The sequence below is a fragment of the Pseudomonas sp. 10C3 genome, from assembly GCF_036346185.1.
Taxonomy (GTDB): Bacteria; Pseudomonadota; Gammaproteobacteria; order Pseudomonadales; family Pseudomonadaceae; genus Aquipseudomonas.
Genome location: NZ_JASJVE010000019.1, coordinates 18,232 through 43,481, shown reverse-complemented (window position 1 = coordinate 43,481; position 25,250 = coordinate 18,232). Strand labels below are relative to the sequence as shown.

The 25,250-nt window shown below is 53.0% G+C and carries 23 protein-coding genes and 6 pseudogenes; 17 read left to right on the top strand and 12 right to left on the bottom strand.

Annotated elements, in window-relative coordinates; translation table 11 throughout:
• Nucleotides 1-58 precede the first annotated feature (58 nt).
• The 5 genes and pseudogenes from pstC to QN399_RS18915 all read left to right on the top strand — a co-directional run bounded on the left by pstC (nt 59) and on the right by QN399_RS18915 (nt 4,062).
• Nucleotides 59-1,054, top strand: coding sequence for a phosphate ABC transporter permease subunit PstC (gene pstC / locus QN399_RS18935; protein ID WP_322183081.1), 996 nt, complete (start codon nt 59-61; stop codon nt 1,052-1,054).
• Nucleotides 1,051-1,923 carry a phosphate ABC transporter permease PstA gene (pstA, locus tag QN399_RS18930; RefSeq protein ID WP_322178455.1) on the top strand — a complete coding sequence of 291 codons (873 nt, stop codon included), beginning with the start codon at nt 1,051-1,053 and terminating at the stop codon, nt 1,921-1,923. Before pstC ends, pstA begins: the two co-directional genes overlap by 4 nt.
• The gene (gene pstB, locus QN399_RS18925; RefSeq protein WP_322178454.1) at nt 1,923-2,702 is read left to right on the top strand and encodes a phosphate ABC transporter ATP-binding protein PstB; all 780 of its coding nucleotides are present in this window, start codon (nt 1,923-1,925) and stop codon (nt 2,700-2,702) included. Before pstA ends, pstB begins: the two co-directional genes overlap by 1 nt.
• Nucleotides 2,703-2,777: 75 nt before the next feature.
• Nucleotides 2,778-3,340, top strand: a pseudogene (locus QN399_RS18920) (IS5 family transposase); the annotation flags it as partial.
• Nucleotides 3,341-3,678: 338 nt separating this feature from the next.
• Entirely contained in the window at nt 3,679-4,062 is a 384-nt protein-coding gene (locus tag QN399_RS18915; protein ID WP_330201419.1) for a CrcB family protein, read from the top strand.
• A gap of 84 nt (nt 4,063-4,146) precedes the next feature.
• On the opposite strand, the pseudogene QN399_RS18910 reads toward QN399_RS18915, so the two are convergent.
• The 4 genes and pseudogenes from QN399_RS18910 to QN399_RS18895 all read right to left on the bottom strand — a co-directional run.
• Nucleotides 4,147-4,254 (bottom strand): annotated as a pseudogene (locus tag QN399_RS18910) (DedA family protein); the annotation flags it as partial.
• A gap of 12 nt (nt 4,255-4,266) precedes the next feature.
• Nucleotides 4,267-4,621: pseudogene (locus QN399_RS18905) on the bottom strand (sulfite exporter TauE/SafE family protein); the annotation flags it as partial.
• A 139-nt stretch (nt 4,622-4,760) separates the two neighbouring features.
• Nucleotides 4,761-7,334: a plasma-membrane proton-efflux P-type ATPase gene (locus QN399_RS18900; RefSeq protein ID WP_330201418.1), complete on the bottom strand. Its 2,574-nt coding sequence runs from the start codon at nt 7,332-7,334 to the stop codon at nt 4,761-4,763.
• 86 nt (nt 7,335-7,420) lie between these two features.
• A pseudogene (locus QN399_RS18895) lies at nt 7,421-7,587 on the bottom strand (IS66 family transposase); the annotation flags it as partial.
• A gap of 680 nt (nt 7,588-8,267) precedes the next feature.
• Here QN399_RS18895 and QN399_RS18890 point away from each other — a divergent pair.
• From QN399_RS18890 to QN399_RS18875, 4 genes are all read left to right on the top strand, one after another.
• Nucleotides 8,268-9,032 (top strand): hypothetical protein, encoded by a 765-nt coding sequence (locus QN399_RS18890; RefSeq protein WP_330201417.1) that lies wholly within the window; start codon nt 8,268-8,270, stop codon nt 9,030-9,032.
• Nucleotides 9,033-9,061: 29 nt separating this feature from the next.
• Nucleotides 9,062-9,499: a hypothetical protein gene (locus QN399_RS18885; RefSeq protein WP_330201416.1), complete on the top strand. Its 438-nt coding sequence runs from the start codon at nt 9,062-9,064 to the stop codon at nt 9,497-9,499.
• A 106-nt stretch (nt 9,500-9,605) separates the two neighbouring features.
• Nucleotides 9,606-10,271 (top strand): response regulator, encoded by a 666-nt coding sequence (locus QN399_RS18880; protein WP_330201415.1) that lies wholly within the window; start codon nt 9,606-9,608, stop codon nt 10,269-10,271.
• Complete coding sequence (locus QN399_RS18875) at nt 10,247-11,611, top strand: ATP-binding protein (protein ID WP_330201414.1); 1,365 nt, start codon at nt 10,247-10,249, stop codon at nt 11,609-11,611. The genes QN399_RS18880 and QN399_RS18875 overlap by 25 nt, the downstream gene beginning before the upstream one ends.
• 130 nt (nt 11,612-11,741) lie before the next feature.
• On the opposite strand, the pseudogene QN399_RS18870 reads toward QN399_RS18875, so the two are convergent.
• Nucleotides 11,742-11,879 (bottom strand): annotated as a pseudogene (locus QN399_RS18870) (IS5/IS1182 family transposase); the annotation flags it as partial.
• A gap of 107 nt (nt 11,880-11,986) precedes the next feature.
• Between QN399_RS18870 and QN399_RS26855 the strand changes: the two are divergent.
• Nucleotides 11,987-12,604: a CGNR zinc finger domain-containing protein gene (locus QN399_RS26855; RefSeq protein WP_369125137.1), complete on the top strand. Its 618-nt coding sequence runs from the start codon at nt 11,987-11,989 to the stop codon at nt 12,602-12,604.
• 66 nt (nt 12,605-12,670) lie between these two features.
• Here the strand turns inward: QN399_RS26855 and QN399_RS18865 are convergent, their stop codons facing one another.
• Entirely contained in the window at nt 12,671-13,024 is a 354-nt protein-coding gene (locus QN399_RS18865; protein ID WP_330201413.1) for a hypothetical protein, read from the bottom strand.
• Between the two features lie 551 nt (nt 13,025-13,575).
• On the opposite strand from QN399_RS18865, the gene QN399_RS18860 reads away from it, so the two are divergent.
• On the top strand, nt 13,576-14,037 hold the full coding sequence (locus QN399_RS18860; RefSeq protein ID WP_322178449.1) for an isoprenylcysteine carboxylmethyltransferase family protein: 462 nt from the start codon (nt 13,576-13,578) through the stop codon (nt 14,035-14,037).
• 45 nt (nt 14,038-14,082) lie between these two features.
• On the opposite strand, the pseudogene QN399_RS18855 reads toward QN399_RS18860, so the two are convergent.
• Together QN399_RS18855 and QN399_RS18850 are read right to left on the bottom strand one after the other, a co-directional pair.
• Nucleotides 14,083-14,380: pseudogene (locus QN399_RS18855) on the bottom strand (SAM-dependent methyltransferase); the annotation flags it as partial.
• A 153-nt stretch (nt 14,381-14,533) separates the two neighbouring features.
• Nucleotides 14,534-14,989: an aspartate carbamoyltransferase gene (locus QN399_RS18850; RefSeq protein ID WP_322178448.1), complete on the bottom strand. Its 456-nt coding sequence runs from the start codon at nt 14,987-14,989 to the stop codon at nt 14,534-14,536.
• Here QN399_RS18850 and QN399_RS18845 point away from each other — a divergent pair.
• The 4 genes from QN399_RS18845 to QN399_RS18830 all read left to right on the top strand — a co-directional run bounded on the left by QN399_RS18845 (nt 14,981) and on the right by QN399_RS18830 (nt 18,638).
• Complete coding sequence (locus QN399_RS18845) at nt 14,981-15,775, top strand: Crp/Fnr family transcriptional regulator (protein ID WP_330201412.1); 795 nt, start codon at nt 14,981-14,983, stop codon at nt 15,773-15,775. The genes QN399_RS18850 and QN399_RS18845 overlap by 9 nt on opposite strands.
• Before the next feature lie 462 nt (nt 15,776-16,237).
• Nucleotides 16,238-17,317: an ArsO family NAD(P)H-dependent flavin-containing monooxygenase gene (locus QN399_RS18840; RefSeq protein WP_330201411.1), complete on the top strand. Its 1,080-nt coding sequence runs from the start codon at nt 16,238-16,240 to the stop codon at nt 17,315-17,317.
• A 27-nt stretch (nt 17,318-17,344) separates the two neighbouring features.
• Nucleotides 17,345-18,382 carry a permease gene (locus QN399_RS18835; RefSeq protein ID WP_322216265.1) on the top strand — a complete coding sequence of 346 codons (1,038 nt, stop codon included), beginning with the start codon at nt 17,345-17,347 and terminating at the stop codon, nt 18,380-18,382.
• A gap of 19 nt (nt 18,383-18,401) precedes the next feature.
• Nucleotides 18,402-18,638 (top strand): thioredoxin family protein, encoded by a 237-nt coding sequence (locus QN399_RS18830; RefSeq protein ID WP_330201410.1) that lies wholly within the window; start codon nt 18,402-18,404, stop codon nt 18,636-18,638.
• 1,633 nt (nt 18,639-20,271) lie between these two features.
• Here QN399_RS18830 and QN399_RS18825 read toward each other — a convergent pair.
• Complete coding sequence (locus tag QN399_RS18825; protein ID WP_330201409.1) at nt 20,272-20,676, bottom strand: hypothetical protein; 405 nt, start codon at nt 20,674-20,676, stop codon at nt 20,272-20,274.
• Between the two features lie 501 nt (nt 20,677-21,177).
• Nucleotides 21,178-21,900, bottom strand: a complete 723-nt coding sequence (locus tag QN399_RS18820; protein ID WP_330201408.1) for a metallophosphoesterase — start codon at nt 21,898-21,900, stop codon at nt 21,178-21,180.
• Between the two features lie 157 nt (nt 21,901-22,057).
• Here QN399_RS18820 and QN399_RS18815 point away from each other — a divergent pair, with 157 nt between their 5' ends.
• On the top strand, nt 22,058-22,552 hold the full coding sequence (locus QN399_RS18815; RefSeq protein WP_330201407.1) for an XRE family transcriptional regulator: 495 nt from the start codon (nt 22,058-22,060) through the stop codon (nt 22,550-22,552).
• 182 nt (nt 22,553-22,734) lie between these two features.
• On the opposite strand, the gene QN399_RS18810 is transcribed toward QN399_RS18815, so the two are convergent.
• On the bottom strand, nt 22,735-23,403 hold the full coding sequence (locus tag QN399_RS18810) for a hypothetical protein (RefSeq protein WP_330201406.1): 669 nt from the start codon (nt 23,401-23,403) through the stop codon (nt 22,735-22,737).
• A 437-nt stretch (nt 23,404-23,840) separates the two neighbouring features.
• On the opposite strand from QN399_RS18810, the gene QN399_RS18805 reads away from it, so the two are divergent.
• Nucleotides 23,841-24,485, top strand: a complete 645-nt coding sequence (locus QN399_RS18805) for a hypothetical protein (RefSeq protein ID WP_330201405.1) — start codon at nt 23,841-23,843, stop codon at nt 24,483-24,485.
• Nucleotides 24,486-24,528: 43 nt separating this feature from the next.
• On the opposite strand, the gene QN399_RS18800 is transcribed toward QN399_RS18805, so the two are convergent.
• Entirely contained in the window at nt 24,529-25,230 is a 702-nt protein-coding gene (locus tag QN399_RS18800) for an RES family NAD+ phosphorylase (protein WP_330201404.1), read from the bottom strand.
• Nucleotides 25,231-25,250: the final 20 nt, after the last annotated feature.

Sequence of the window (25,250 nt, the reverse complement as noted above, 5' to 3'; positions counted from 1 at the left end):
CCCCTTCTTCAAGCAAATTTTTGCCTGGCGAAGGGGTTTGTTTATGAGCAGACATATGATGAACGACACAGTCCAACCTCTGGCCATGACCATTCACATTAGCGACGCGACGACTGATACGCGTGCCGCTCGCGATCAGCGTCATGATCTTTGGTTTAGACGTTCAATGCTGGGAGCTGCACTGTTGGTGCTGTTACTGCTGGCAAGCATCGCGGCTTCGACACTGTGGGGCGGTAGTCTTGCACTAAGAACCTTCGGCCTCGATTTTCTTACCAGCACGGAATGGGATGCTGTCAATAACCACTTCGGCGCTTTGGTGCCGATTTACGGCACTCTCATGACGTCTTTTCTGGCATTGCTTATAGCGGTGCCTATCAGTTTTGGCATTGCGATGTTTCTTACTGAAGTCGCGCCGCCTTGGCTGCGCATGCCAATTGCCTCATCCATCGAATTGTTGGCGGGAATCCCGTCAATTATCTATGGCATGTGGGGCCTGTTTGTTTTTGGGCCATTCATGGCAGAACATCTATCGCCCTGGATCAACGACTATCTGGGTGAGTTACCTTTGGTTGGTTCGCTATTTCAGGGCCCTCCATTAGGGATAGGCATGCTGACTGCCGGTATTGTTCTAGCCATCATGATCATGCCATTCATCACTTCAGTAATGCATGAGGTGTTTCGCAGTGTCCCGACAACCCTCAAGGAGTCTGCGTACGCATTAGGCAGTACCACTTGGGAGGTGGTCTGGGACATCGTTCTTCCCTACACACGGTCTGCGGTTGTTGGTGGTGTTTTTCTGGGGTTAGGACGGGCCTTGGGCGAGACAATGGCGGTGACCTTCGTGCTAGGTAATGCCAATCAGTTCTCGGCCTCATTACTGATGCCGAGCAGCTCCATAGCTTCGGTAATAGCCAACGAGTTCAGCGAGGCCTATACCGATCTGCACCGATCGGCATTAATCGCTCTGGGTTTCCTGCTGTTTATTGTCACCTTTATCATCTTGGCCTTAGCGCGACTCATGCTTATGCGACTGTCTCGCAAGGAGGGCCTATGATTGGCAATGAACGTCTTTACAAAATTCGTACATTCAAGAATCGGCTTGCGATGGTGCTGAGTTGTGGTGCCACAGCCTTCGGTTTGATTTGGTTGGTCTGGATTATGCTGACTACGGTGGTCAATGGATTTCAGGCGCTTAATTTCCGCCTCTTTACTGAGATGACGCCGCCACCTGGTACGGAAGGCGGTTTAGCAAATGCGTTCTACGGCAGTGCTCTGATGTCGGCCATCGCGTTGCTGATTGGCACACCCATTGGCCTCATGGCAGGGATCTGGCTAGCGGAGTTCGCACGACATTCGCGCCTAGGCACTATAGTCCGATTTATCAACGACATTCTGCTCTCGGCGCCCTCCATTGTGCTGGGGTTATTCATCTACACCGGCGTCATCCTGCCGCTGAACATGCTGACAAACCACCAAGTCGGTTTTTCTGCCATCGCCGGGGCTCTGGCATTGGCGCTATTGGTGATTCCGGTAGTGGTAAGAACAACTGACGAGATGCTTCAGTTGCAACCATCAACAATGCGAGAAGCGGCGCTAGCATTAGGCGTCCCGCAATGGAAGTTGACGTTGCAAATCGTATTGCGAGCGGCGAAAGCGGGTGTGGTTACCGGGGTACTTCTCGCGCTAGCCAGGATCACTGGTGAAACGGCGCCGCTACTGTTTACAGCATTCGGCAACCAGTTTTGGAGCAGCAATCTTCTTAAACCGATTGCCAGCGTGCCGGTGGTAATTTTCCAGTACGCCATGAGCCCATTCGAGGACTGGCACTCTCTGGCTTGGGCTGGAGCATTAGTGCTGACATTGTTTGTATTGATACTAAGTCTTCTGTCCCGCTTGATACTTTTGCGCAATAGGTTGACCTGATGAATAGCCTTGACCTTACCAACGAAAGAACTAAAATTCGCGTTCGTGGCCTAGAGTTTTTTTACAATAACCAACGTTCCCTGAAGTCCATCGACATGGATATTCCAGAGAAGCGCATCACTGCAATCATCGGGCCTTCAGGTTGTGGGAAGTCGACACTGCTGCGGGTATTTAACCGTATCTACTCCATGTACCCAAAGCAGGAAGCGCGCGGCGAGGTACTACTCAACGGGGAGAACATTCTCGCTTCTGGTTACTCGATGAATCGCCTACGCAGCCATGTCGGCATGGTATTCCAAAAACCGGTACCGTTTCCGATGTCAATCTACGACAACGTTGCCTATGCAGTACGTCACCATGAGTCGCTATCCCGTCATGAGATGGATGCACGTGTCGAACAAGCCTTAAATGGAGCCGCACTTTGGGACGAAGTAAAGGATAAACTCAAACAAAGCGCACAGGGTCTGTCTGGTGGTCAACAGCAGCGTCTGTGTATAGCGCGCACCATTGCTTTACGGCCACAGGTATTGCTCCTAGATGAACCGACTTCCGCTCTCGACCCGATTTCTACCGGACGCATAGAACAGTTGATTACGGAGTTGAAACAGCAATACACCGTCATCATCGTGACTCACAACATGCAGCAAGCCGCACGAGTATCAGACTACACCGCCTTTATGTTTATGGGTGAATTGATTGAACATGATTTGACCGACATTATTTTCACCAAGCCAAAAATCAAGCAAACGGAAGACTACATATCTGGCCGATTTGGATAACTATTTCGCTGAGTAATGGTGCGTATGCGTAATGGAAGAGCTGTGTTTCGCTAATTATATCTTAAAGCATACCCCACAAGCATCGACGCCATGATTACTCATGCGCCCCGCTCGACTAAAAACGAGGATGGCAAGCGTGATCCAGATATGCACAAGACAACAAAGGGTAACCAATACTTCTTCGAAATGAAGGCGCATATCGGCGCCGATGTGCAGTCGCGCCTGGCTCATCACGTTCACGGTAGGGCCGCGAACGTGGCCGAGGTCACCTAGGGCCGAACTGCTGCCTTGCAACGAAAACACGATGTACGCCGACGCGGGATACATCGGCGTTGAGAAGCGTGAAGAGCACGAAAATCGTCAAGTAATCTGGCAAATTACCGCGCGGCGGAGCACCTATTACAAACGGAATAGGGGAAGCCAGCTCTACAAGGCCAAGCGCAAGATCGAGTATTGCAAAGCCCAAATCCCTGCTACAGTCGAGCCCCCTTACGGGTGGTCAAACGTCAGTTAGGTTATGTGAAAGTGCGACTTCGTGAGCTGATGAAAAATACTGCTCATCTGACCACGCCGTTTGCACTGCCGAATTTGTGATGGTACGAAAACACTTGTTGGGCCTGGGTGAGGTGCGCTCGTAGTAAGGTAAGCCGGACTGAAGAGCCCAAGGGTTCGGTATTTATGAGCCGTTTTTCGCCGAAAATGGCTGTCGCCACGGCTCAAGACTCCAAACTGCTCAAGTTGCTCGGAGTTTCCCTGTCCAGAGAGGCTCTCACTTGAAGCATCCCGCCCCCCCTATAGAATGTAACCCAGAGGCGGACTCACATCCTCACCGGAGGTGCAGGCATGAGTCCTGGAAAGGAGGCATGCTGTGCTTTCCTATTCACTTCGGGGGCATGTAGATAACCTGCCTGCTTATTCCTTCATTCATTACATACGTAAGCTCTCAGCCCCTAGAGCTGCAAGGAGTTAGGTAGCTGTGGTGAGAACAATAATGGCCATCGCCATAAGCGCATCGCTAGGAGGCTGGTTACGCAGTGTTTTGGGGGCAAAGCTCAAGAGCTTGTTTCCAAGCATGCCCGCAGGAACGCTCGTAGCGAATTTGGCCAGCGGGTACTTCATTGGCCTGTCCATCGGCTTCTGGGCGGATTCGCCGCTTCTCTTCCCGCGATGGCACATTGCAATCATCACCAGTTTTTGCATAGGACTTGCTATTTTCTCAATAGCGTCAGCAGGATCAGCCTCATTAAACCAAAAGGAACGGTTCATTTCCGCAATTGGGGCTATCTCGCTTCATGTCGTAGGCGTGCTTGCTATGGCTGCACTGGGAACGCTCACTTTCCAGTGGATAAGTGACATCTAGGAAGATTTGACCATAGGCTGGTATTGCATTTGGCTTTGTGATGGCAAGATCAGGGTTACTGCTACAGATGCTAAAACTAGGCACTTCGGGTATCAACATCCCGACCAACACCGCTTCAGACTGCATTCGAAGCGGCGTGGCGGCACCGAATGCCGCCAGGAACAGACCAACGTAGCTGGTGAGTTCAAACACTCAAGAGTCGCCTTATGCGTTCAGACTGATCCAGGATGCCGACGTAGAGATCGACTGCGATAATCAGCCTGCTGGACAGATAAGGTGCACGACGAGCAACGGTGCCCATCCAAGGCCAGCGGTTCTAGGCCTGCTTGGCGCCAATAGCTGCCGCTACACCGACGGTGACCAGTGTGAACGCCAGACCTATGCTGAAGCACAGGACGTGCATGCCACCCAAGGCGAGTTCTTTGACCTGAATGCGGAGCAGCAGAACGGTGATGGCCGCTGGGCAAGGAATGAGCTCACCCGTCAAGCCGAACATGATGATCTGTCCCGTGGTGACCTCACGATAGGTGAAGCGCTTACAGATATCGTTGGCATGGGCGTGCTCAATTGCGCAACAAGCGCTCTTAAGACCTTGCGATATTGCTGTTTTGACTTGTAGAAAGATTCCAGTTTGTCGGCCACTTGCGGAAATTGACGCCGTTGCCTTTCCTGAATTCTAAAATCCGCCGAATTGATTTTTATATTCCGCCTTTCGGTGCCGCCAGCGCGATTGCAGGTTGCCTTGAAGCTGCATTGGGAACTCGCCATCTGATCATCGCGACCTTCAAAGCGTCGTTCAGAATTAGACAAGAGACTAGCGCATAACCGAATATCGCGAGCATCTGCCATCCGGGCAAAGGAGCGAGCCCCTTGAGTCCTACGAACGTCAGGACTGTGCCCACAACGGCGTCCGCTGTTAAAGCTGACATAAAGGTCTTACTCGGCAGGGTAGCCCAAAACCAACTGCGCTCCCGTGCCGACACGACTGAGAATATGGCAAAGTAGAGAAGCATAAGAAAGCTGAACGTGTAGAGAGTGTCGTTGTTGCTTGCCAAATTGAATCTCGTCCAGCAAACCCACAATAGAAAAAGCGTTTCGGCAACCATCGCGACGCCAAGAACGACCGACACGGTGATGAAGCCGCCGATGTTCCACGTCTCGGGGCTCTTCGATGGCTTAACGTTGTCCGTGGAGAGGGAAACTTTCGCGAAATCCGTCAAAAACACCAGCAGCAGCATCGCAAAGGCGGAGACCACAAACTTACCTGTCACAACGAATGCGATGGCCACAAACGCGGCCTTCAGGATCGTACGGCTGATCTTGTTGATGATCCATGTAAGGATACGTTGATAAATCGTCCGTCCCTGCTCTACCAACGTGACAATGTTGATCAACCCCGCCTCGGTCAGAACAACGCTCGCGGCGCTCTTGGCGACATCGGTCGCCGTGCTGACAGCTATTCCAACCTCAGCTTGACGGAGAGCTGGAGCGTCGTTGACGCCATCGCCCGTCATTCCGGTTACGTGGCCTGCGGCCTGAAGATGCTTTACCACGATATATTTGTCTTCCGGGAACACTTCGGCCAAGCCGTCAGCACCGGCGAAAAGGTCGTCTACGGCTCCGGTTTGTGCGCTCGCAGCCTTTAAATCCGCGACACGCCTGATCTGGGTGAGTCCGACGCCTTGGCCGATCTCGAGTGCCACCGGGAGCGCGTCCCCTGTCAGCATCTTGACCTGCACTCCCAGATCATGAAGAGTCGCGATGAGCTGCCTGGCGTCCGGTCGCGGAGGATCGTACAACTCCACTAATCCAAGCAGGACAGGGACGCCATCCTCGGCGCCGCGCGCTACCGCTAGCGTGCGAAAGCCTTTTGCGGCTGACACACTGACGCGCGCGTCCAACGTCTCGATCTCGGGCGGCTGGAGTCCACAGGCTTCTGCGATGGTGCGCACGGCGCCTTTCATTACGCGCACCCGCTGTCCATTCTGCTCAACAATGGCTTCCGTCCGACGAGTTTTCGCATCGAATGGAGAAAAGGATACGGGCGATCCAGCAACAAGGCCGTCGAACACATGATGCGCTTTAGCTGCTGCGAGAAAGGCGAGATCGATAGGATCTTGGTTGGATTCTTGTGACGCAAGCGCGCCCGAGACCAAAACATCGGCTTCCGTCGCATGTTTCAACGGGATAACGCCCGTGACAGCCAGTTGATTCATCGTGATTGTGCCTGTCTTGTCCACGCAAAGGACGTCCATCGTGGCGGCATCTTCCGTAGCACTCAACCGGGTGACCAGCACTCCACGCTGGGCCAGCTCCTTCGATCCGAAAGCCATGCTAACCGTGAACATGACTGGAAGGGCGACCGGCACCGCACTCATCAAGAGGACAAGCAGGAGAGGGATCATTTCGAGCAGCGGTACGCCGCGAATCAGCGATAGCGCGAGCACCACGCCGAGCAGTACGCCTACAATGACAAACAGCCAGCGCACGATCTTGGTCACGACCGCTTCGATATGAAGTTTCGGACGCGCCTGCTGCACGAGTTCTGTAGTACGGCCGAAATAGGTTTGCGCGCCCGTTAAGATCACCACGCCATTGCCTTCCCCGCGCCGTACGATAGACCCCGATGAGAGGACTTCGCCGGGCGCTTTATCAGACTCTTTCGACTCGCCGGTCAGCGCGGATTGATCCAGGCTCATGGCGCCGGAGAGGAGTTTTAGATCCGCTGGGATGATGTCACCTGGGCGCACGCGGATAATGTCGCCAGGTACCAGCTCTCGGGCGGGAATCACCTGCCACTTCGAGTCGCGCAGCACTCGGGTGTTAACCTGCAAGCGCTTTTGCAGAGTTTTGACGACGCCAGCGGCGCGCTGTTCCTGAGTAAAACTCAGTACAGCGTTGACAACCAGTAGCGCACCCACAACCGCAAGGTCGGTATAGTTTCCGAGTACAGCGGATAAAATCATGATCAGCTCGAGCATCCATGCCGAGATACCCCAGAATTTTCGCAGGAATCTCAGGCCCGGATGCCCTCTCTTTTCGGTGACTTCGTTGTAGCCGTGCTCCTTGCGCTGTGAGTCGACCTCCGAATGCGTGAGCCCGGCATCTGGGTTCACATGGAGAGCCGCAAGCGTTTGAGGAACCGTTGCACTGGCGATGTCAGGTGCGTTTATAGGCGTCGGACAAGCAGCGGACTCCTTTCTTAGGGGCCTCATCATGAATATCCTTCTCAAGCGTTTGAGCAAGTCACGCCGGGGTTTCTGGGAGTTCATCAGGCAATTCACCTGCGACTTTTTTTGACTATACGCCAGCTCCCATGGTTGTGACTGAAGCTGATGGGCATTACAGGTTGCGTCACCTACAACAGTTCGGCAGTCTCACTCGCCCGCTGCGTCGGCAGCCACGTCAGTACGCACTTCAAATACTCGTACAAATCATGCGCATTGAGCTTGGACGACTGGATCTCATCAGTGCAGCCGTACACTTACCGCTGCGCAACGACCCGGCGAAGAGCCTGTTCTTGCGCTGATGCCAAGCTCGGCATCAGCGCAATTATGCGAAGTCGGAAATTATGTCAGGTATCCGGCACCGGAGGTTGGTGCACCTCGCAGTCTACGATGTCGGCTTTGCATAATTTCAGAGACTTTTCAGAAGCTTGAGCAGGGCGTCAGTCGGGTAGTTGCGTGTGGGGCTCCTAATGGGTCGATGGAGACAAGCGCATGTCCTTCATAGTCAGGTCTGTGTCGACATGGCAGTGGGTGGTGACAGGACTTTTGTGGCAAGCAAATCTCGCCAGGTGTTGATCCGCAGACATGATTCGTTCCTGTAGATGTGGGTGGATCCTACAGAAAACCATCAGTGTCGAAAATGCGTAAGGAACCCCGGAAAGCCTGCCTCATGTGCGCCTATGAATCAAAGTGCAAGCGGATTCGTAACCATGATCAGCGAGAACTGCGCGATGCTGACGGTGACGACAGGCAGAGAACGGCGAATCGGTTCCGTTTTAGATAATTGCGCATGCCAGCCTCCAGAATAGGCTGCGGAAGTAATATGTAACGTTCCCAAATCCGGAGTAATGCCTTCAGCGATCTAGCCGGCAAAAGAACTGCGGATATCGTATTACCGTCCCTCAGTCTCAGCTAAGTTTCGCGAAGTATCTTCTCCCCTGCGCAAGTTCAGCGCCGCTCAGGAGAGGCTACCCGCACATGAATCCCGAAAAATCCGGATGGCTCAACAAAGTACCCGAGGTGACGCTGTCATTCTGGGTGATCAAGATTCTGTCCACGACGGTGGGTGAAACCGGCGCGGACTTTCTAGCCGTGGATGCCGGCTTTGGCGCTGGTTGGACGAGCATCGGCATGGCCATATTGCTAGCGCTCGCGTTGTGTTTTCAACTGCGTACCAAAGCCTATTCACCCCGGATCTACTGGTTAACCGTGGTGCTGGTAAGCATCGTCGGGACACAGATCACGGACATCATGACCGACATGCTCGACATCAGCCTATACACCAGCACGGCGGTCTTTGCCGTTCTGCTGACGATCAATTTCCTGGTCTGGTACCGGATGGAGCACAACCTGTCGATCCGCGAAATCGTCACCCCGCGACGGGAGCTTTTCTACTGGACAACCGTGCTTTGCACCTTTGCACTCGGTACAGCTGCGGGCGACCTGGCCACCGAAGCGCTGGGCCTGGGTTTCACCCTTGGCGTCGTGATTTTCGGTGCGCTTATCGCCACGACTCTGCTGGCTTGGCGCTTAGGCGGCAATGTGGTGCTGACCTTTTGGATCGCCTACATCCTGACCCGTCCATTTGGCGCCTCTCTCGGTGATTTGCTGACCCAAGCTAAAACCTATGGTGGCCTCGGCATGGGAGCTGCTTGGACGAGTGCCATCTTCCTGTGCGTCATTGTTCTTTTGGTCGCGGCCGCGCAAATCAGTGTTGGCAACCGTAAACCCGTCAATCCATAACCTGTCAAAAAGCCCATCAAGGAATCGTCATGCGTCCACTTCAAAATGTCATTCGCCACGTTGCCATCGTCTCGTCGATCTTTTTGCTCAGCATCGCCGCCGGCTGCTCGAAAACTGCGGACAAACCTAGTGCTGGCACGCCGACAACCTCGGTGAGCGCATCCGCCCAGTCCGGTTCAAAACTGGGTGATCTGTCCGAGTTCCGCACCATCGCCGCCGATGTCGCCGCGCTCGTCGATAATAACGACCTGCCGGGGGCGAAAACCCGCATCAAGGATCTGGAAACGTCCTGGGACTCCGCCGAAGCTGGCATCAAACCCCGGGCTGCAAGTGACTGGCATGTGCTGGACAAAGCCATTGACCGGGCACTCGACGCCCTGCGCGCCAGCACACCGAAGCAGGGCGATTGCAAGGCTGCGATGGATGATCTGTTGAAAGCCTTCGACTCGATGAAGGGCAAGCAGTGACCGACAGCCGCACATTGCGTTGATCCGGCGACGGACAAACGCCGGCTCAGATGCTTCAATACAGGCGCGACGGTCATGATCGGCGCGCCTTTTTCTGGAGTGATAAATGCGGATATTGCTGGTCGAAGATGACCCTATGATTGGGGATGCCATTCAAGGCGCGCTGAACGATGCTAGCTACGCCGCAGACTGGGTAAAAAACGGACTCACCGCCCTTGCAGCACTGGAAACACAAGCTTATGACATGGTACTGCTGGATCTCGGCTTACCCGGCAAAGACGGGCTCGATGTGCTCGATGGCATTCGTGGACGCAACAACCCGGTGCCGTTGCTGATCATCACCGCAAGGGATGGACTCGATGATCGCCTGCGCGGCCTCGACGGCGGCGCGGACGACTTCTTGCTCAAACCCTTCGCCATGGCAGAGTTACTGGCACGTATGCGCGCCGTTTTACGCCGCAAAGGCGGCAGTGCCCAGTCAGTGCTGGACAACGGTGTAGTGTCGCTGGATCTGCTATCCAAACAAGCGGCTACCGCCGAAACCCCCGACATTCAACTCTCCAGCCGCGAGTTCGCCCTGTTACAGGCCCTATTAATACGACCTGGTGCCATTCTCTCGCGCAGTGAGCTGGAAGACCGTATTTACGGCTGGGGTAATGAAGTGGAAAGCAATGCGGTGGAGTTTCTGATTCATGCACTGCGGCGAAAACTTGGGAACCATGTCATCAAGAATGTCAGGGGAATGGGATGGATGGTTTCAAAAAACGCTTGAATGACTCGGTACAGGTGCGTTTGTCTGTAACGCTGTCGCTGGCCATCCTGATCGTGGCGGTACTGGCAGGTTTTTTCGCTTTTGTCTCTGCGATTAACGAGACGCACGAAATGCAGGACGAGACCTTGCGTCAAGTGGCCATCCTTTTTGATCGGCAAAAGATGACCTTTCACTATCCTGTGGTTGAACAGGTAGTTGGCGACGACGAAGAGTCCAGGGTTATCGTCCAATACCTGACCGACAGCAGTAAAGCGACCGGCAGTGATGACGCAACAACACCGTTGCCCTTCCCGGCAAGACTAGCCGATGGCTTGTCGACCTTGAGCGTGGCAGGCGAAAATTTTCGCGTGCTGGTTAGAACAATGGTCGGTGGCGAACGCATCGTTGTCGCCCAAGAAGCTGATGTGCGTGAAAAAGAGGCGCGAAAGAGCGCTTGGCGTAGTCTGTTGCCGTTTCTCATTCTGTTTCCGGTGCTGTTGCTGGTGGTAAGCGATCTGGTACGCAAACTGTTCCGTCCTATAGCAACCCTCTCGGACGAAATCGATCAGCGCGACGAACAGGCGTTGCATCCTATCGACGATAACCACCTGCCAACCGAGATCCGACCTTTCGTCGTGGCCATCAATCGATTGTTGACGCGCGTTGCGCAGTCCATGGAAGCCCAGCGTCGCTTCATCGCCGACGCAGCCCACGAACTGCGTTCCCCGATGACGGCCCTGTCACTACAAGCCGAGCGACTGTCGGCCATAGAAATGTCGGCGGCGGCCTATGAACGTTTGTTGCCATTGTCTCGGGGAATTGAACGCAGCAGAAAATTGATCGATCAACTGCTGGCCCTGGCGGCAGCACAATCAAGCTCGGATCGATCACAGACATCAGTTTCAGTCCATGAAGTCTATCGACGGGTACTAGAGGACTTACTGTCGCTGGCAGAGCGCAAGCGCATCGATATCGGTGTTGAAAGCATTGAAGACGTACAGGTCAATATCAACGCAATGGATCTGTTAATCCTGGTCAAGAATCTGGTGGATAATGCTATCCGCTATACCCCCGTTGGCGGACGAGTCGACCTGACGGTCGAGTTGGCGCAGGAAGCAGTGATCCTTCAAGTCAAGGACTCAGGCCCAGGCATCAGCGCAGAAGAGCAAATGCTGGTGTTCGAGCCGTTCTACCGCAGCTTGGGAACCGATGAAGCAGGCTCCGGTCTGGGTTTATCGATTGTAAAGGCGATAGCTGATCGTGCGGGGGTGCACATCCGATTGAGTTTTTCGGATGAGATGAACAAGAGCGGATTATGTGTTTCGGTCTGGTTTAAAAGAGTTAAGGAAGGTCTGAAGTAAGCGGCCGTTTTTAACGGTCTCGCGGTTTCAGGTTCAAAAAAACGCCGACTCAATCGAAAATCAGACCTTTCCTCCCCTCAGTTCGCTGTTTTTTTGCTGAATAGCCCATTTTCAGGGCTCATTGTCCGTATCACAGACGCACCTCGCCTGCATTCAACAGCCGTTTTCGCATCATCCACAGGTTCGACAAGGCAAACAGCGTGGTCTGCTGCGCGGTGTTTTTAACCAAGCCTCGGAAGCGGACTTTCGTATAACCAAACCGAAAGACATCAGGCAGTGGTAGTGCAGAAACATTTAAAACCACCATAAATGCTTTTAACAGTTAGAAACTGTCTATAGTCTGAGTTAACCGGAAAAGCAATAGATGAAGGTTATATGTTTCCACACAAATGGCCAATATCAGCATTCGTCGCGGGTAACGCGGTACTCGACTTCCTCAACACCGTTGATGCTCAAGGGCGGTCAGCTGACCAAAATCGACTGACGAGCTACGCGTCAGTTTTGGCTTGGAGCTTGGCGGCAGGAGTGATAGACGCTGCGCAATCCCAGAGCATCGTGGTCGCAGCCTCTAGCACTCCAGCGTATTCAGAGCGAGCACTGGTCGGCCTGGTGCAGTGGCGCGAGACGGTATATAGAGTCTTTATGGCCATCTGCAATAATAAAGAGCCGCCTGCAAACGATTGGAAAATAGTCGAGACTTCGATTAAGAAAGCAATTTCTAGCGCCCTTCTATCCCGAGATAAAGTCGGTGCTACATCCTGGAAAACACCTCCAGCCATAACCGATTTGACAACCATCCCACAGAGACTCGCCCTGGGGCTGCATGAGCTGCTTGCCAGCGATTTGGTTGCAAAAATCAAGCAGTGTGAGGGGTGTACTTGGCTGTTTATCGATACGTCCAAGAATCACCGGAGACGGTGGTGCTCCATGGCTACGTGCGGGAACAGAGCAAAAGCGCAGCGGCATTACCAGGTGAAAGCGACAGCCGAGTGATCTACGAATGCACAACGATCAAACGCGCCTGATGCGAATACGTAAATGCCCCCCCGCTCCACTTTCTTAAAGCCCTAAGTCCCGCGCCATCCGATCCTCCAGCACCGCGTCGCAAGAGTATCCAGACTCGATCAGTCTTCGCTGTAACTGCTCGTAAAGATGCTGGCGTAAGGGAGCTCTCACAAGCACAAAGCTCGACGCGGCGAAACCGTATACTTGCTCCACGGGCTGCTCAAGGGCGGTGCGTAGCGCTAAGACGCCTTGAGCCCCGATAGTCGATGCATATATTCGCTCCACGTCAAAATACCCAGGTCGCCGCTTGTATATCTTGGCCACGTCGATGATCAGTTCAGCAAAATCCTCATCTGAATAGACCGCCTGCGCCAACGACCAAATTTTTACTTCAAGTGAATAATCCACGCTGCCACCTCAAATTTCAGACGTACCAATCCCAATGATTGGCGCTGTGCTAGGCGACAGATTTTTTAAACTTTAAGAGCTCGCTTTTTGAAGCCAAAGTGAGAAGCAGCGGTCTGGCGACCGAATGCGCGACTTCCCTGTGTCCTACGGGTGTTTCCAACACCGTATCCGCGCTGAAAATCGTCAGAGGCGAAGCAGAATCAAAGACAAAAAGCGAAGACAGAATCGGTGGTATCGCTCAAGAAAACGGAGCGACTGCTTACCTCGCTTTTTCTTTGGTCTCAAATATAAGAACTCCGTCTCAAAAGTTTTTTATTAAGGGGGGCGAGCGCATATTGTCGTATATGGCATGCATATTGTCGCATTTGACACCTAAATAGCCATCTAATCTGATGCCTTGGATGCGATTACAGTAACCGTCCGGGCAACACCCCTTCCTGACCCCAACGCTTAAGCCCCCCGAATAAATCAAGGTCACATTTGCTGCCTTGCTTGTCTCTAGGTCGTAACCTGTATGCTCAGCTTACTCCTGCAAATTTAAGGTGGTTTCTATGAGTACATTGGAAAACAAGATTCCTCCGCCCATTGTTGCAGTCCTGTTTGGGGTGCTGATGTGGGGTGGTTCAGCCTATCTTCCAAGCATCGACGTGGCACATTCGATGCGAGTGATGTTGGCTTTGCTCGTGTTCTGTACGGGAGGCTTCTTTGATCTTTCAGGAGCGGTGTCTTTTCGGCGAGCGAAGACAACTGTCAATCCGTTGAAGCCTGAAACAGCATCAGCGCTCGTAAGCACAGGGATCTATCGATATTCACGCAACCCGATGTACGTCGGCTTTGCTATGTTTCTCACTGCCTGGGCCTTTTATCTTGCATCGCCGCTTTTGTTGCTCGGGGTACTGGGATTTATCTTGTACATGAACCGGTTCCAGATCACCCCCGAGGAGCGTGCGTTGACCGCCTTGTTTGGAGCTGACTTCTTGGCCTATCAAGCGAAGGTTCGCCGCTGGCTATGAGACCATCTTCCTCATCATAAAACGATCATCCAAACCGCATGGTCATCAGGCTAGCTTGCGGTAAAAACAGTAAACGAACTTCTGTGCCACAAGGCGTATGGTGCGACTCCTTTTCATGTCCAAGCAGTACAACCGGCTCACCAAACTCCGCGTGAAGCTCCTTTGCGTCGTAGCGCATAACCGGTAACCCGCTGCATTTGCTGGGCCCGTCCTCCGCGAAAGTTGCCACTATAACCAGACCGCCAGGCTTGACCGCCTGAAGTACAGCCCGGACGTAAGCTCGGCGTTCTTGTGCGCTGGTTAGAAAATGGAATACCGCCCTGTCGTGCCACAGGTCGTAGGTGTTCAAACCTAACTCGGCGTCGAGGATATTAGTGCCTAGTCGCTCTGATGTTTTGGAAGCAACCGCCATGGTTGGTTGTGGTCGGTGGTGTAGCCGGATGGCTGCTGAGTGTCGTGCTTTGACGGTCTTTTAAATTCCGTCGGGCTTTATCGTCTACTTGGAATGTCCTTCCATAGCATCCTTACCATGGTCGGAGAGTTGGGCGTCAAACCACTTGTGCAATGCCGACACCAAGCTGGCATCCGACGTTTTGTAGATCAGCTCTGCGCCGCTTTCAACATCCTGGTAAACGATGGAGATTTGTCCTGGTTTGGCGTTTTTTAGATCGGCGAGGCCTGGCATGTCGTCACCATGGATTCGGGAAGGGCCTGAGAAGTCGCCATCCAGAAACTGCTTGCGGATCTCTTGCAGGTGCTGGCGAATTAACTTCACTTGGTCGGCGTCAGTGGACTTCTTGGCCACAACTTGCTGCACCCCACCTTCGGCGTTTTTTGTAAAGATGTGGGTCGTTGCTGCTAGGCTAAATGGCATTACCTCTTCGCCGCGTTGGGATACTTCTGATTTACGCTGCGCGTCGGCCATCGCCGTCATATGAGCGGCATGGTTCATTTCAGAGTGATCCATAATTTGGGCATCAGCGCTTCCGGCGAAAGCAACAATAACGCCCAAAGTAATAGCGATTATGCGCATGATTTTTTTCCGAAATTGACGTTACATCAATCTTATGATGTGACGACCTTCCATGGGTATGATCCTAATCATATGAAGAATGTAAATGATGCATTGGACTGGCCGGCTTTGATCGCCGCCCAACCATCAGCGGCCCTCATCCCAGAGACACTGCGTGTGTCGGCCAGGCAGGTGGATACCGATACTCGCGAGATACTCTTTCTGATTGGAGATCCGATTCGTCATGTTTATCTTGTGATCTCGGGCGAAGCGCGCCTGGTTCGGCTAGGCCGTAATGGCCTCGAAGTGGTCTTGCAACACTCACGTGGAGGCTTCATTGCGGAAGCCAGTATCGACAGCCGCGCCTACCACTGTGACGCTATAGCTACCGAATCCACTACTTTGCTGTTGTTTCCGGTCGTAGCGTTTCGCGCGGCCTTGGATGATGTGCCTGCATTTCGCAGAGCCTGGCAATCAGAACTATCCAAGGAAATCCAAAAGCTACGCGCTCAATGCGAAAGGCTGTGCCTGCATAGCGCAACTGACCGTATCACCCATTACATTGAATCCGAAGGCAGCGATGGCGCCGTTACGCTCAGTCAGTCGCGCAAGTCTTGGGCAAAAGATCTGGGCTTGACTCACGAAGCTCTATACAGGGCTTTGAGGCGCATGCAGAACGATGGGTGTCTTAAAGTCGAAGGCAATCATTTGACTATCAAACCCTGACCTACGGAGACCAATTGAGGACACGGAAAACGAGGCAGTGCATGCTATGTCTACGCGACTGGCATTGATCGTGTGACCGCAGAAGCACTACCCGGCCCAAATCCAATTTTTCCGAACTATCAAAAAAAGAAAGTGACACCTGGCAGCTATGGCTCAATTCTGTTGAAAAAGTCCGAGCGGCTTGGCTCAATCTGCACTGAGCTTGAAAAACGTCTACTTTACGCGTTGCTACGTGAAATTTGAGCTGGCTTTCTTCTATACCAAGTTCAGATTTCATCTCGTGCGAGCTTTTTTTGTAGTCGAGACCATCGAAAAGTTTTTCAACAAAATCAGCCAAAGGAGCCACTCGAAGCATTGAAACGGTGACAGTCAATTCCCTCTCAATATGCGCTAGATCAGTAAGAGTCAAAGCTGAGTCGATAAACTTACTAACGCCCAGCACCGATCTAAGGTTTCCCCCACATGACTCATTCACTGAGTGACCAGCTAGACGTAGTCATTATCGGCGGGGGGCAGTCAGCCTTGGCAGTAGCGTATTTCCTACGCCGAGCTCAACTTTCATTCGTCATCCTCGATGCGGAGGAAGAGCCCGGTGGTGCCTGGCGGCATGGCTGGAACTCGCTGCGTTTATTCTCCCCGTCCACTTGGAGTTCGATCCCCGGCTGGATGATGCCGCCCGCGCAAGAGGGTTACCCCACACGAAATCATGTGGTCGATTACCTCAACCAATATGAGCAGCGCTACCAATTTCCGGTTGAGCGCCCGGTTCGGGTCGTTTCTGTGGAACGTATAAAGTCTGGCTTACGAGTACGTTCTGACGACAGGTATTGGGATGCCAAGGTTGTAATTAGCGCTACCGGCACCTGGAGCAATCCCTACATCCCTCATTACCCGAATGCCGAGCAATTCGCCGGGCGGCAATTGCACTCCGCGAACTATGTCGAAGCACAAGCGTTTGCTGGCAAGAAGGTTTTGGTGGTGGGTGGTGGTAATTCAGGAGCGCAGATTTTGGCAGAAGTATCCAAGGTCGCCGATACCACTTGGGTAACCCCTACTGAGCCGGTCTTTTTGCCTGACGAAGTGGATGGACGGGTACTATTTGAGCGCGCCACTCAGCGCTTGAAAGCTCAGCAGGAGGGGCGTGTCATTGACCAGCCCGTCGGCGGGTTGGGAGACATTGTCATGGTGCCGCCAGTTGTAGAAGCCCGTGAGCGTGAAGTTCTCAAGTCTGTACGCCCTTTTGAACATTTCACTCGCGATGGCGTGATTTGGGCCGATGGTTCCGAATCTGCAGTGGACGCGGTAATTTGGTGTACCGGATTCAGGCCAGCACTTCAGCATCTGGATACGCTGGGGGTGATCAACACCGAAGGCCGCGTTGAGGTCGAAGGCTCTCACTCGATCCAAGAGCCTAGACTATGGCTGGTCGGCTATGGCGAGTGGACAGGTTCGGCTTCTGCCACCTTGATCGGTGTAACACGCACAGCACGCAGCACAGTCAATGAGATCGCAGCCTTTCTCGCCGAGCAGTCCGTTGCCTAGTGCGTCTATACCTTAGGAGCAGTGGACATGAACGAAATGATCGTGCGCTGGCCTGAGCGGAATCCCCGCATGTTTTTAGCGGTAGCAGCGCTTGTCTGGTTCGGATTGTATGAAGCCCTGATTCCTGTTTCAGAGGCTTTGGTCGCAGCGCTTCCTGTTGATCGTAATAGCCACCTTGGAGGCGCCTTACAGTTTTTTTTCTACGACACGCCCAAAGTGCTGATGCTGTTGACCGGCATCGTGTTCTTGATGGGCATGCTCAACTCCCACTTCACACCTGAGCGCACCCGCGCAATGTTGGCAGGGCGAAGCGAAGGGATGGCCAATGTCATGGCGGCCTCTCTCGGTGTGTTTACCCCATTTTGCTCCTGCTCAGCCGTTCCTCTATTTATAGGTTTTGTTCAAGCCGGGGTGCCACTAGGGGTGACTTTCTCTTTTCTCATTTCTGCGCCCATGGTGAATGAGGTAGCGCTGACACTGCTGCTTGGCCTATTCGGCTGGAAAGTTGCGTTGCTGTACCTCAGTTTGGGTTTGTTTATTGCGATTGTTGCTGGTTGGGTCATTGGGCGCCTGAAAATGGAGGCCTATCTGGAAGACTGGGTTCGTAATATGCCCAAGATCCAGGCAACTGTTGGGGACACGAGTATGCCGCTGCATGAGCGAACAAATGCCGGGCTTAGTAGCGTGCGTGAAATCGTTGGGAAAGTATGGCCTTACATCCTTGCCGGTATCGCTATTGGCGCAGGCATTCACGGGTATGTGCCTGAGGATTTCATGGCCAGTTTTATGGGCAAAGAAGCCTGGTGGTCGGTTCCGCTCGCGGTTCTTATCGGCATCCCCATGTATACCAATGCGGCAGGCATCATTCCTATTGTGCAGGCACTGCTCGCAAAGGGGGCGGCGCTGGGCACCGTACTGGCCTTCATGATGAGTGTCATCGCTCTATCCCTTCCGGAGATGGTGATCTTGCGCAAGGTGCTGAAAGTTCGCCTGATAGCCACCTTCATTGGGGTCGTCGCCGTCGGCATTCTCATCGTTGGTTACGTCTTCAACTTCGCTTTGTAATCCACCTACCGAGGTTTTTATGAAAGATATCAAGGTTCTGGGCACCGGTTGTGCAAAATGCAAATCGACAGTATCTATCATCGAACAGGTGGCGAGTGCGAAAGGCGTCCCCGTAAAGCTGGAAAAAATCGAAGACATGCAACAGATCGTCAGCTACGGGGTAATGTCCACGCCCAGCGTCGTGATTGATGGAAAGGTGGTTCACTCAGGGGGCATCCCGACCCGTGACAAAGTCGAACAGTGGCTCAGCGCTTAGATAGGCAGCCTCTGGACGTCCAGCCACACTCTGTGTTGAGAGGCCCAACTGTGCCCGCCTCAAAAAATTACAGGCTTCGGGCTAGGGACTCGGCCCGTCAAGTCTCAGAGCCCTAGGAGAAATAGCGATGCCTAAGTTGGCCATGCCCTTGTCCGACAATAACGCGGCGTTTCTTTCGGCGGCACTCGCGGCGGCGGCTCTAGCAGGGGGCCTATAGAAAGCCTCAACAACCAGTGATTTTGCATCAGCCTGGATAAAGATGCTCTGCGCGAGACTCTGGAGTCGACGCTCGGTGAGCCAGGTTTGCTTGAGCTTGTGCAGCAACGCTGCCCTCATCTATTCGCAGCCCATCCGGTCTTCATCGCACCGGCCCACTTGGATCGCATGGCGCAGGTAGTGCGCGCAGTCGAAGCAGTCGTTGCACTCCCGGCTTACCGAGAGGAAGTGCTGGCGCACTCTCCTGCTATCGCACGACATTGAGGGTAAAGGCCAAGTAATTGCCGGTCACCAACAGGTGCTGGCGCACTTGCGGTGAAAGGGCTGACAACGCGCTCATGATCTCTCCTGTTAGCAACGCAGACCTAAAGTTCGTGAGTGAGTTTTCACACAGCCTGGGCCAGGAGCTGGCGGTGGTCGTTGCATTTTGCTTGTCGCCGGTGTTTGGCTAAGCTGAATAGACGGTAATCTGTGGATCTCTCAGCGCGGCTAACTCAGGCATGCCCATAAGCTTTCTGGCACCTCGGCTGGCGAGTGTATACAGCGTGTTTTTGCTTTCAAAACAGGAGCCGTTGACCAGGCGGAGTGAGCTGGGCAGCGCACGCTATACCGCCGTTTTCCTATCCGCTTTCGCTTGCCGCCGCATATCTCGCAAATTGTCAGGGAAGTCTCCATCGCCTTGTCCACCATTTCCCAGCAGACCTCATCACCACCTCGGTAATAAATCCGCAGTCCGCCCCACTTTACCCGTACGATGATGATCGCTGGAACGTCGTAATGCGCATCCAGAGATGCCTTGGAGCGTCTGACAGAGTTTGCCCAGCAACGACCACCAGCCCGGCATGCAAGCAATTTCACGTATGACCTGATCATCAAGAATCAGACGATGTCGGGCAGGCAAAACCACCAGGAAATCATCGTCCATCGTCGACCCGGAATCCGCCTCCGCACTGCTCTGATAACGCGAATACTGCAGGTACCTCAGCAGATTTGCGCGATCCTCGCCCCCCAAGCACGTAGAGCATGTCCTCAGATGCAAAAAAACAGTCTTCGTAGCGATACTGAAAGCCAGATAACACGCCTTGTGACAGATTCTCTGTGGCATTCGCGCTAACGACTTTGTTCGCATAAAGCAGCGTAGGCTGCAGTCCATTGGTCTTTACCAATTGTTCATGGCGGCCAGTCAACTTGACGTCGATAAGCATCCAGTTTCTGACGATGCAAACCGCCTGGGCCCCGAAGGTTTCGTGCGTGGCCTCCAATAGGTTTTCGTCTGAGAGCCTTGATCCGTACAATACGCGAGCTGGGCCGTAGAGAAGATCACCCAGTATTTCAATGTCCAAAAAAATCTGCCTTACCTAGTCAATAATGCGGGAGCACACTCTCGTGGCCCCTCGTGTTGCTCACGGTTTTAGTCTCAGCTAACGATTGCCAAGATCGCTTCAACGCTCGCCTTTTTCCGAAGGCCCGGGCCCATCAACAGATAGGTCGTATTTTTCGTTTCAAACAAGAAGCCTTGAGTGAATGAGCGCTGAAATGTGCTCCGCACCCAATCACCTGGTCGACGCTTGCCACCGCTGTGCAGAACAACATCCGAGGCATAGAGCACGTAAGGCGATAATCCATCTGTTGCTAGCGAGACCTTATAATCTTCGGAGACATCAACTTCGATGATGCTCCAGGCTCGAACCAAGCAATATGGGCGACCAGTAAAGCTCATAATCGCCTCGGCCTCGGCTTCGACATGCCCCATATCAAAGCCCTCAACAGGCTCGCCGCTGCGATCGAACAGAGCTGCGACTTCCTGCAAAATATCAGTCATACGAATGCTCCCTAGGGATCAGGTACTTCAGTCAATCTATAGTCTGATCGGAACCCATTTCTGCGTAACGGGATTGCCTACTCGTCGAGGCTCATGGGCGTCGCTCTCCGGTACCAAAAATTCATACCTGCTACTTTCCTGGTCATCACAGAGCGGGTCAGTGCAACTGGCCCGTGAAACGAAGGCCAGATTCGTCATGAGCCCAGCTGCAAATGACATAAAGACTGTTGAGCGTCTCAACAAGGACATACCCTTTCACCACGGCTTGGCTCAGGACGCTCGACGTGTGGATACCCTTGCCGTTCTCAAACCTGCCGAACAAATCTCCGAATATGATGCCAATTGCGTAGTTTCTCTCAAAAGCCGCGCAGCATAGATACCCTGTGATTAGAGTCCCAAAATCAACCTTTAGGGCTTCCGTCACGACGCTCGGAATTCCAACAGGATCATCTGCATTTGTGATTACTCGACTGGCAAGCAGCCTCCTTCTGTTTTTCATCATCAATGCACTTTATGAAATGGGCCTAATGCGCCGTTTTGGTGATAACCCCTCGGATTTGAGATCACTCTGCACCCTAAGAGCTCAACGTCGACTGCTCTATGCGTATGACCAAAAACCCAAAGATCCGCCTTCTCGATGAGCTCAGGCCAATGATTTGCGTATGCAGCACTTAGATGGCCGTCATGCTTGTCGCCGATGACAGCAGGCGTTGGAGCATGATGAGTCACGACGATCGTTCGCCCGGGAAAAGGCTTTTCCAGCTCTTGAGTTAACCAGCCACGTGCCACCTTGTTTCGAGAGACCGGGTCATCCGGGCGCAAACGACGATAAGAAGCATCGGCCCTGATAACTCGAAAATCGTTCATGCAATCTCGGGCTAGAGTGCTCGCAGCGACCATGTCTCCCGTCGTAGAAAAATCAGTCCACGCGGTCGTGCCCAGAAAACGAATTTGCTGCCAAACAAAAACGTCGTTTTCAAGTATGTGGACATGGGGCGCGGCTGCGTCTTTCATTTTTTTCAGCGTTTTGTCGATGTGACCTTTGTAAAATTCGTGGTTTCCACATACGTAAATTAAAGGGCACGAAAATGTCTGGTTCGCCCATGTCACCCCTCTGGCGTGAATGTCGATGTCACCGGCCAGGATGACTAAGTCGGCGTCCGTTGGGAGTGGGGTGAACTGGGAAAACTCATTATGCAAGTCCGACAAAATATAGAGTTTCATGGCCCCCCGCTAAGCTTCGATTTAGACCTATATTGATTGGCATGCCGCTGAGAAACGCGGTCATCCATGGGGGCGCGTCACCTAGCACAAGTAAATTGATCGCCGACCCAGAACAATCCGGATGGGGAATATATACCGTCGCTCCGGATTGATCAACATGGCTCTATCCTCGCTTTTCCGAGGGATGCTGATGTCACTGAGCAAAGGTTTAGCAGCGGCGCTAAAAGCTGCGCGATCGGTCAGAGCCCTTTCTCAGCAAGATCTCGGGAACGCAGGTGATCGTAAGCACCTCTGGCTAATGGAAAACGCGAAATCTTCACCGACCCTGAACAAGTTTGATGAGCTGTCCCGCGCCCTCAAGCTCGACCCGGTTACGCTTCTCGCGCTCTGCGTTGCTGCCCGAGACAGAATTTCGCCGGCTGACGCGCTTGTCCGGGCGCAAAGGGAGATCGATGAGTTCGAGCAGTTGGGAGGCATCGAGAAGCTGCTACGCAACTTCGAGGGCGATGGGCAGAGTTCGCGCGCGGAAGAGAGAGCGCACAAACTTGCTGCGGTTCAAGAGTGCAAACGCCAAGGGCTGAGCCAGAAAGCCACGATCGAGAAGCTCGGGATTCCGAGGTCGACGGTGAATGATCTCTGGAAGAAATCGTGATCCTAGATGTGCCCTATCTGTTGACTCGAAGCCGTATTTAGCTAGGCCGGCAGTGATGCGATTATCGGGTTCGCATACGTGGCTGCAGATATACGCCCCGTACACGCTTTACAAGAGGTACCCCCCAGTTTCAAAAACAACCTCTGGGGGGATCCCTGTGATGACGCATTCTAGAAATAGCCTCAGATTGTCTGAATCAAAGACCGCGTCTCTGGAGTGAGCGACTCCTGGTACTGCGTTAGTAACTCCTGCGAAATCAATCGCGACGGCGGTAAATGCCCTATCAGATAGCAGACCACAGTACTAGTCACGTGGTGAGTAATCGCCTCACGAATCTGGGCCTCCATCGACTGTACCTCAACCCCAGTACTGTATTTGAACATCGCAGCCCGCCACTGCCCCTCAATCAAATAAAAGCTCAAGACGTTGCGATTTATCTTGGGGCTTGTCCGAAGATTTTCAGCAGCTGTGACACGGTGGAAGTAAGCCGAGTCAATCCGAAAGGGTTCGAATTTGAGCCCGTTGTTCTCACTCCAAAATTCCGGGATGACGAAAACCATCCGCTGGAAGACATTTGTAGGGATACTTTCGGGGGGCGTAACGGTAACGAGCATATTACCGACATGCTCCGGAAAACGATCTACTGGCTCTTGCCAGTGAAATGAGCAGTCGACCTTAAACCCCTTGAGATCAACTTGCTCAGAGGCCGTTACCGACCGTCCCACAAGGCTGCGCAAATCTTCACTCACAGAGAGATCTGCTCCCTCGATCAAGCGGGTGTAGGCTGCACGGATCGGAGGATCCAGCCTGATGCTCGTTGTGAGCTTTGGTTTTGTTTCTTCTGGCTTCATTTTATGATTATCCGAACTGATTCACTTTTTATTCCGAACACATATAACACTCATGCTCAGTCTGATAGCGAATACTACCCTGTGGATAACATTCTGTCTCTAGGCACTTGCGCGTATGAGCGATCCCGACCCTTCATGCAACAAATGCTCGTCACCTCCCAATTCCTCATGAGGATGATGACCTTAGGCGACGCCAGGTTCGATCTTGACTTGCCAATCTCGCTGGAATGTCGCGCTCAAATTGAGGCCTCTTGTACCTGAAGCCGAGAAGCGCCCACGTTCTCTGGCAAATTTTTCCCTTCCCCGAAACCTGCTTCTCATATCGCGGCCCGACGAACTCGCCGGGGGGGCGGGCAAAGCATGCGTCACGTCAAAAACATTGACAATTTACCAGAATTAATTTAACGTAAATTGTCAATCACGTAACGAGGTAGATCATGAGTTCGATTACACCACTCCATCAAGCCATCGAAAAACTTGAGTCCGACCTTGCCAACATTCCCGGCGCAGGCGGGATCCCCGTGCGGATCGTCAAAGTCATTTCCCAAGTGCTGGATCATTGGAAAGAAAACAAAACCGCCGATGACATTGGCTCACTCACGGACGGAGAGCTGCTTCGCGCGCTTACCGTCAGCAGTGCCGTGGTAGGCGCGCTCAACACCCGAGAAACGCGAAAGCTCATTCGTCGCGCCGAAGCAAAAATCGAGTTCTTCGAGAAGCTTGAAGAGTTCGGTGGGCTCTACAAGAGCAAAAAAGTCACAGAGATTTTGAGAGTCACTCGGCAAACCGTGAGCACTCATGTATCAAAAGGGACGCTAATCGCTATACAGGAAGGCAAGGACTACTGTTTTCCAGGCTTCCAGTTCGTTGAGAAGGCAAAGCTACCGCATCTGGAAGAGATTCTGGGGATATTGAAGGGCTCTAGCCCGGAGAGCATCTGCACGTTCTTTCTTAACCCCATTACCGTCACGGAAGGCAAGTATGAGATGCCGTACAGGCTCCTAAAAAAGGGAGCAGATAAGGAAGAGTTAAGCGCTATCAAACGCGAAGCTGCGCTTTTCATGACTGGTGTACCCAGCTAAAAACAGCGCACCCAATAGTGGGGCGCTGTCTGAATGTTGAAGCTTATGGAGCCGTTACCCTATATCCCAAGATTTCTGTCAGGATCTCTTCAGCATCCATTACATCGCCATCAAAGTAATCCGGGGTTTCGCCGTAATGCTCGAATTCCGAAAGCTTTGTCATCTCAACCGTTGACACCGTAGGGCTCCCATCCGGTGCCACCCAAAGCGCATAACAACTACGCCCGTCTGGGTGATGGCGTGACTCGTATGCAATGCCGTCAAAAGACTCTGGTGTCAGCCTAGCCACAAAACTCACAATTGCTTGCGTCAGCGTGTATTCAGGGCCGGTCACCTCATCTACAGTGCGGTGCAGCTTTGAAAGGCAGGGCTTGAGATCTAGTAATTTCAGGTCTCTCACCACCTCGACTGTGCACATATCGCGCATTTCGAGATCCGTCGTGCTTAAGACGATACCCAACCCTTTCATGTCGGGTGGTCGCAGCCGCCCAAAGGTCTCAGCCAACGCACCACTGGGGTGCTCCGCTCCGTACCAGACCTGGAAAAGCTCCCCAGGATCATTATACCTTCCCAATTCTTGGGGCTTTTTAGGACATCCGAAGTAAGCAGCACCCTTGTATCCGGTCTCTTGCACTCTAAAAGCGACTGAGCCCGCTGGGATTACCTTCACTGGAAGTTTGCCGTCCTTATGCAGCCCGTGAATTAGTTGTTCGATGTGTTTATGGTCTTCGTCGCTTGTGCCCATTCTTTTGTACTCCGTTCAAG

Bases quoted from the DNA above. Each gene is read 5' to 3' on its own strand.
- QN399_RS18835 (WP_322216265.1), top strand. From the start codon at position 17,345: ATGAACGAAATGATCGTGCGCTGGCCTGAGCGGAATCCCCGCATGTTT.
- pstB (WP_322178454.1), top strand. From the start codon at position 1,923: ATGAATAGCCTTGACCTTACCAACGAAAGAACTAAAATTCGCGTTCGT.
- QN399_RS18830 (WP_330201410.1), top strand. From the start codon at position 18,402: ATGAAAGATATCAAGGTTCTGGGCACCGGTTGTGCAAAATGCAAATCG.
- QN399_RS18875 (WP_330201414.1), top strand. From the start codon at position 10,247: ATGGATGGTTTCAAAAAACGCTTGAATGACTCGGTACAGGTGCGTTTG.
- QN399_RS18890 (WP_330201417.1), top strand. From the start codon at position 8,268: ATGAATCCCGAAAAATCCGGATGGCTCAACAAAGTACCCGAGGTGACG.
- QN399_RS18860 (WP_322178449.1), top strand. From the start codon at position 13,576: ATGAGTACATTGGAAAACAAGATTCCTCCGCCCATTGTTGCAGTCCTG.
- QN399_RS18815 (WP_330201407.1), top strand. From the start codon at position 22,058: ATGGCTCTATCCTCGCTTTTCCGAGGGATGCTGATGTCACTGAGCAAA.
- QN399_RS26855 (WP_369125137.1), top strand. From the start codon at position 11,987: ATGTTTCCACACAAATGGCCAATATCAGCATTCGTCGCGGGTAACGCG.
- pstA (WP_322178455.1), top strand. From the start codon at position 1,051: ATGATTGGCAATGAACGTCTTTACAAAATTCGTACATTCAAGAATCGG.
- QN399_RS18850 (WP_322178448.1), bottom strand. From the start codon at position 14,989: ATGAACCATGCCGCTCATATGACGGCGATGGCCGACGCGCAGCGTAAA.
- QN399_RS18885 (WP_330201416.1), top strand. From the start codon at position 9,062: ATGCGTCCACTTCAAAATGTCATTCGCCACGTTGCCATCGTCTCGTCG.
- QN399_RS18805 (WP_330201405.1), top strand. From the start codon at position 23,841: ATGAGTTCGATTACACCACTCCATCAAGCCATCGAAAAACTTGAGTCC.
- QN399_RS18880 (WP_330201415.1), top strand. From the start codon at position 9,606: ATGCGGATATTGCTGGTCGAAGATGACCCTATGATTGGGGATGCCATT.
- QN399_RS18820 (WP_330201408.1), bottom strand. From the start codon at position 21,900: ATGAAACTCTATATTTTGTCGGACTTGCATAATGAGTTTTCCCAGTTC.
- QN399_RS18825 (WP_330201409.1), bottom strand. From the start codon at position 20,676: ATGACTGATATTTTGCAGGAAGTCGCAGCTCTGTTCGATCGCAGCGGC.
- QN399_RS18845 (WP_330201412.1), top strand. From the start codon at position 14,981: ATGGTTCATTTCAGAGTGATCCATAATTTGGGCATCAGCGCTTCCGGC.
- QN399_RS18900 (WP_330201418.1), bottom strand. From the start codon at position 7,334: ATGAACTCCCAGAAACCCCGGCGTGACTTGCTCAAACGCTTGAGAAGG.
- QN399_RS18840 (WP_330201411.1), top strand. From the start codon at position 16,238: ATGACTCATTCACTGAGTGACCAGCTAGACGTAGTCATTATCGGCGGG.
- pstC (WP_322183081.1), top strand. From the start codon at position 59: ATGAACGACACAGTCCAACCTCTGGCCATGACCATTCACATTAGCGAC.
- QN399_RS18810 (WP_330201406.1), bottom strand. From the start codon at position 23,403: ATGAAGCCAGAAGAAACAAAACCAAAGCTCACAACGAGCATCAGGCTG.
- QN399_RS18800 (WP_330201404.1), bottom strand. From the start codon at position 25,230: ATGGGCACAAGCGACGAAGACCATAAACACATCGAACAACTAATTCAC.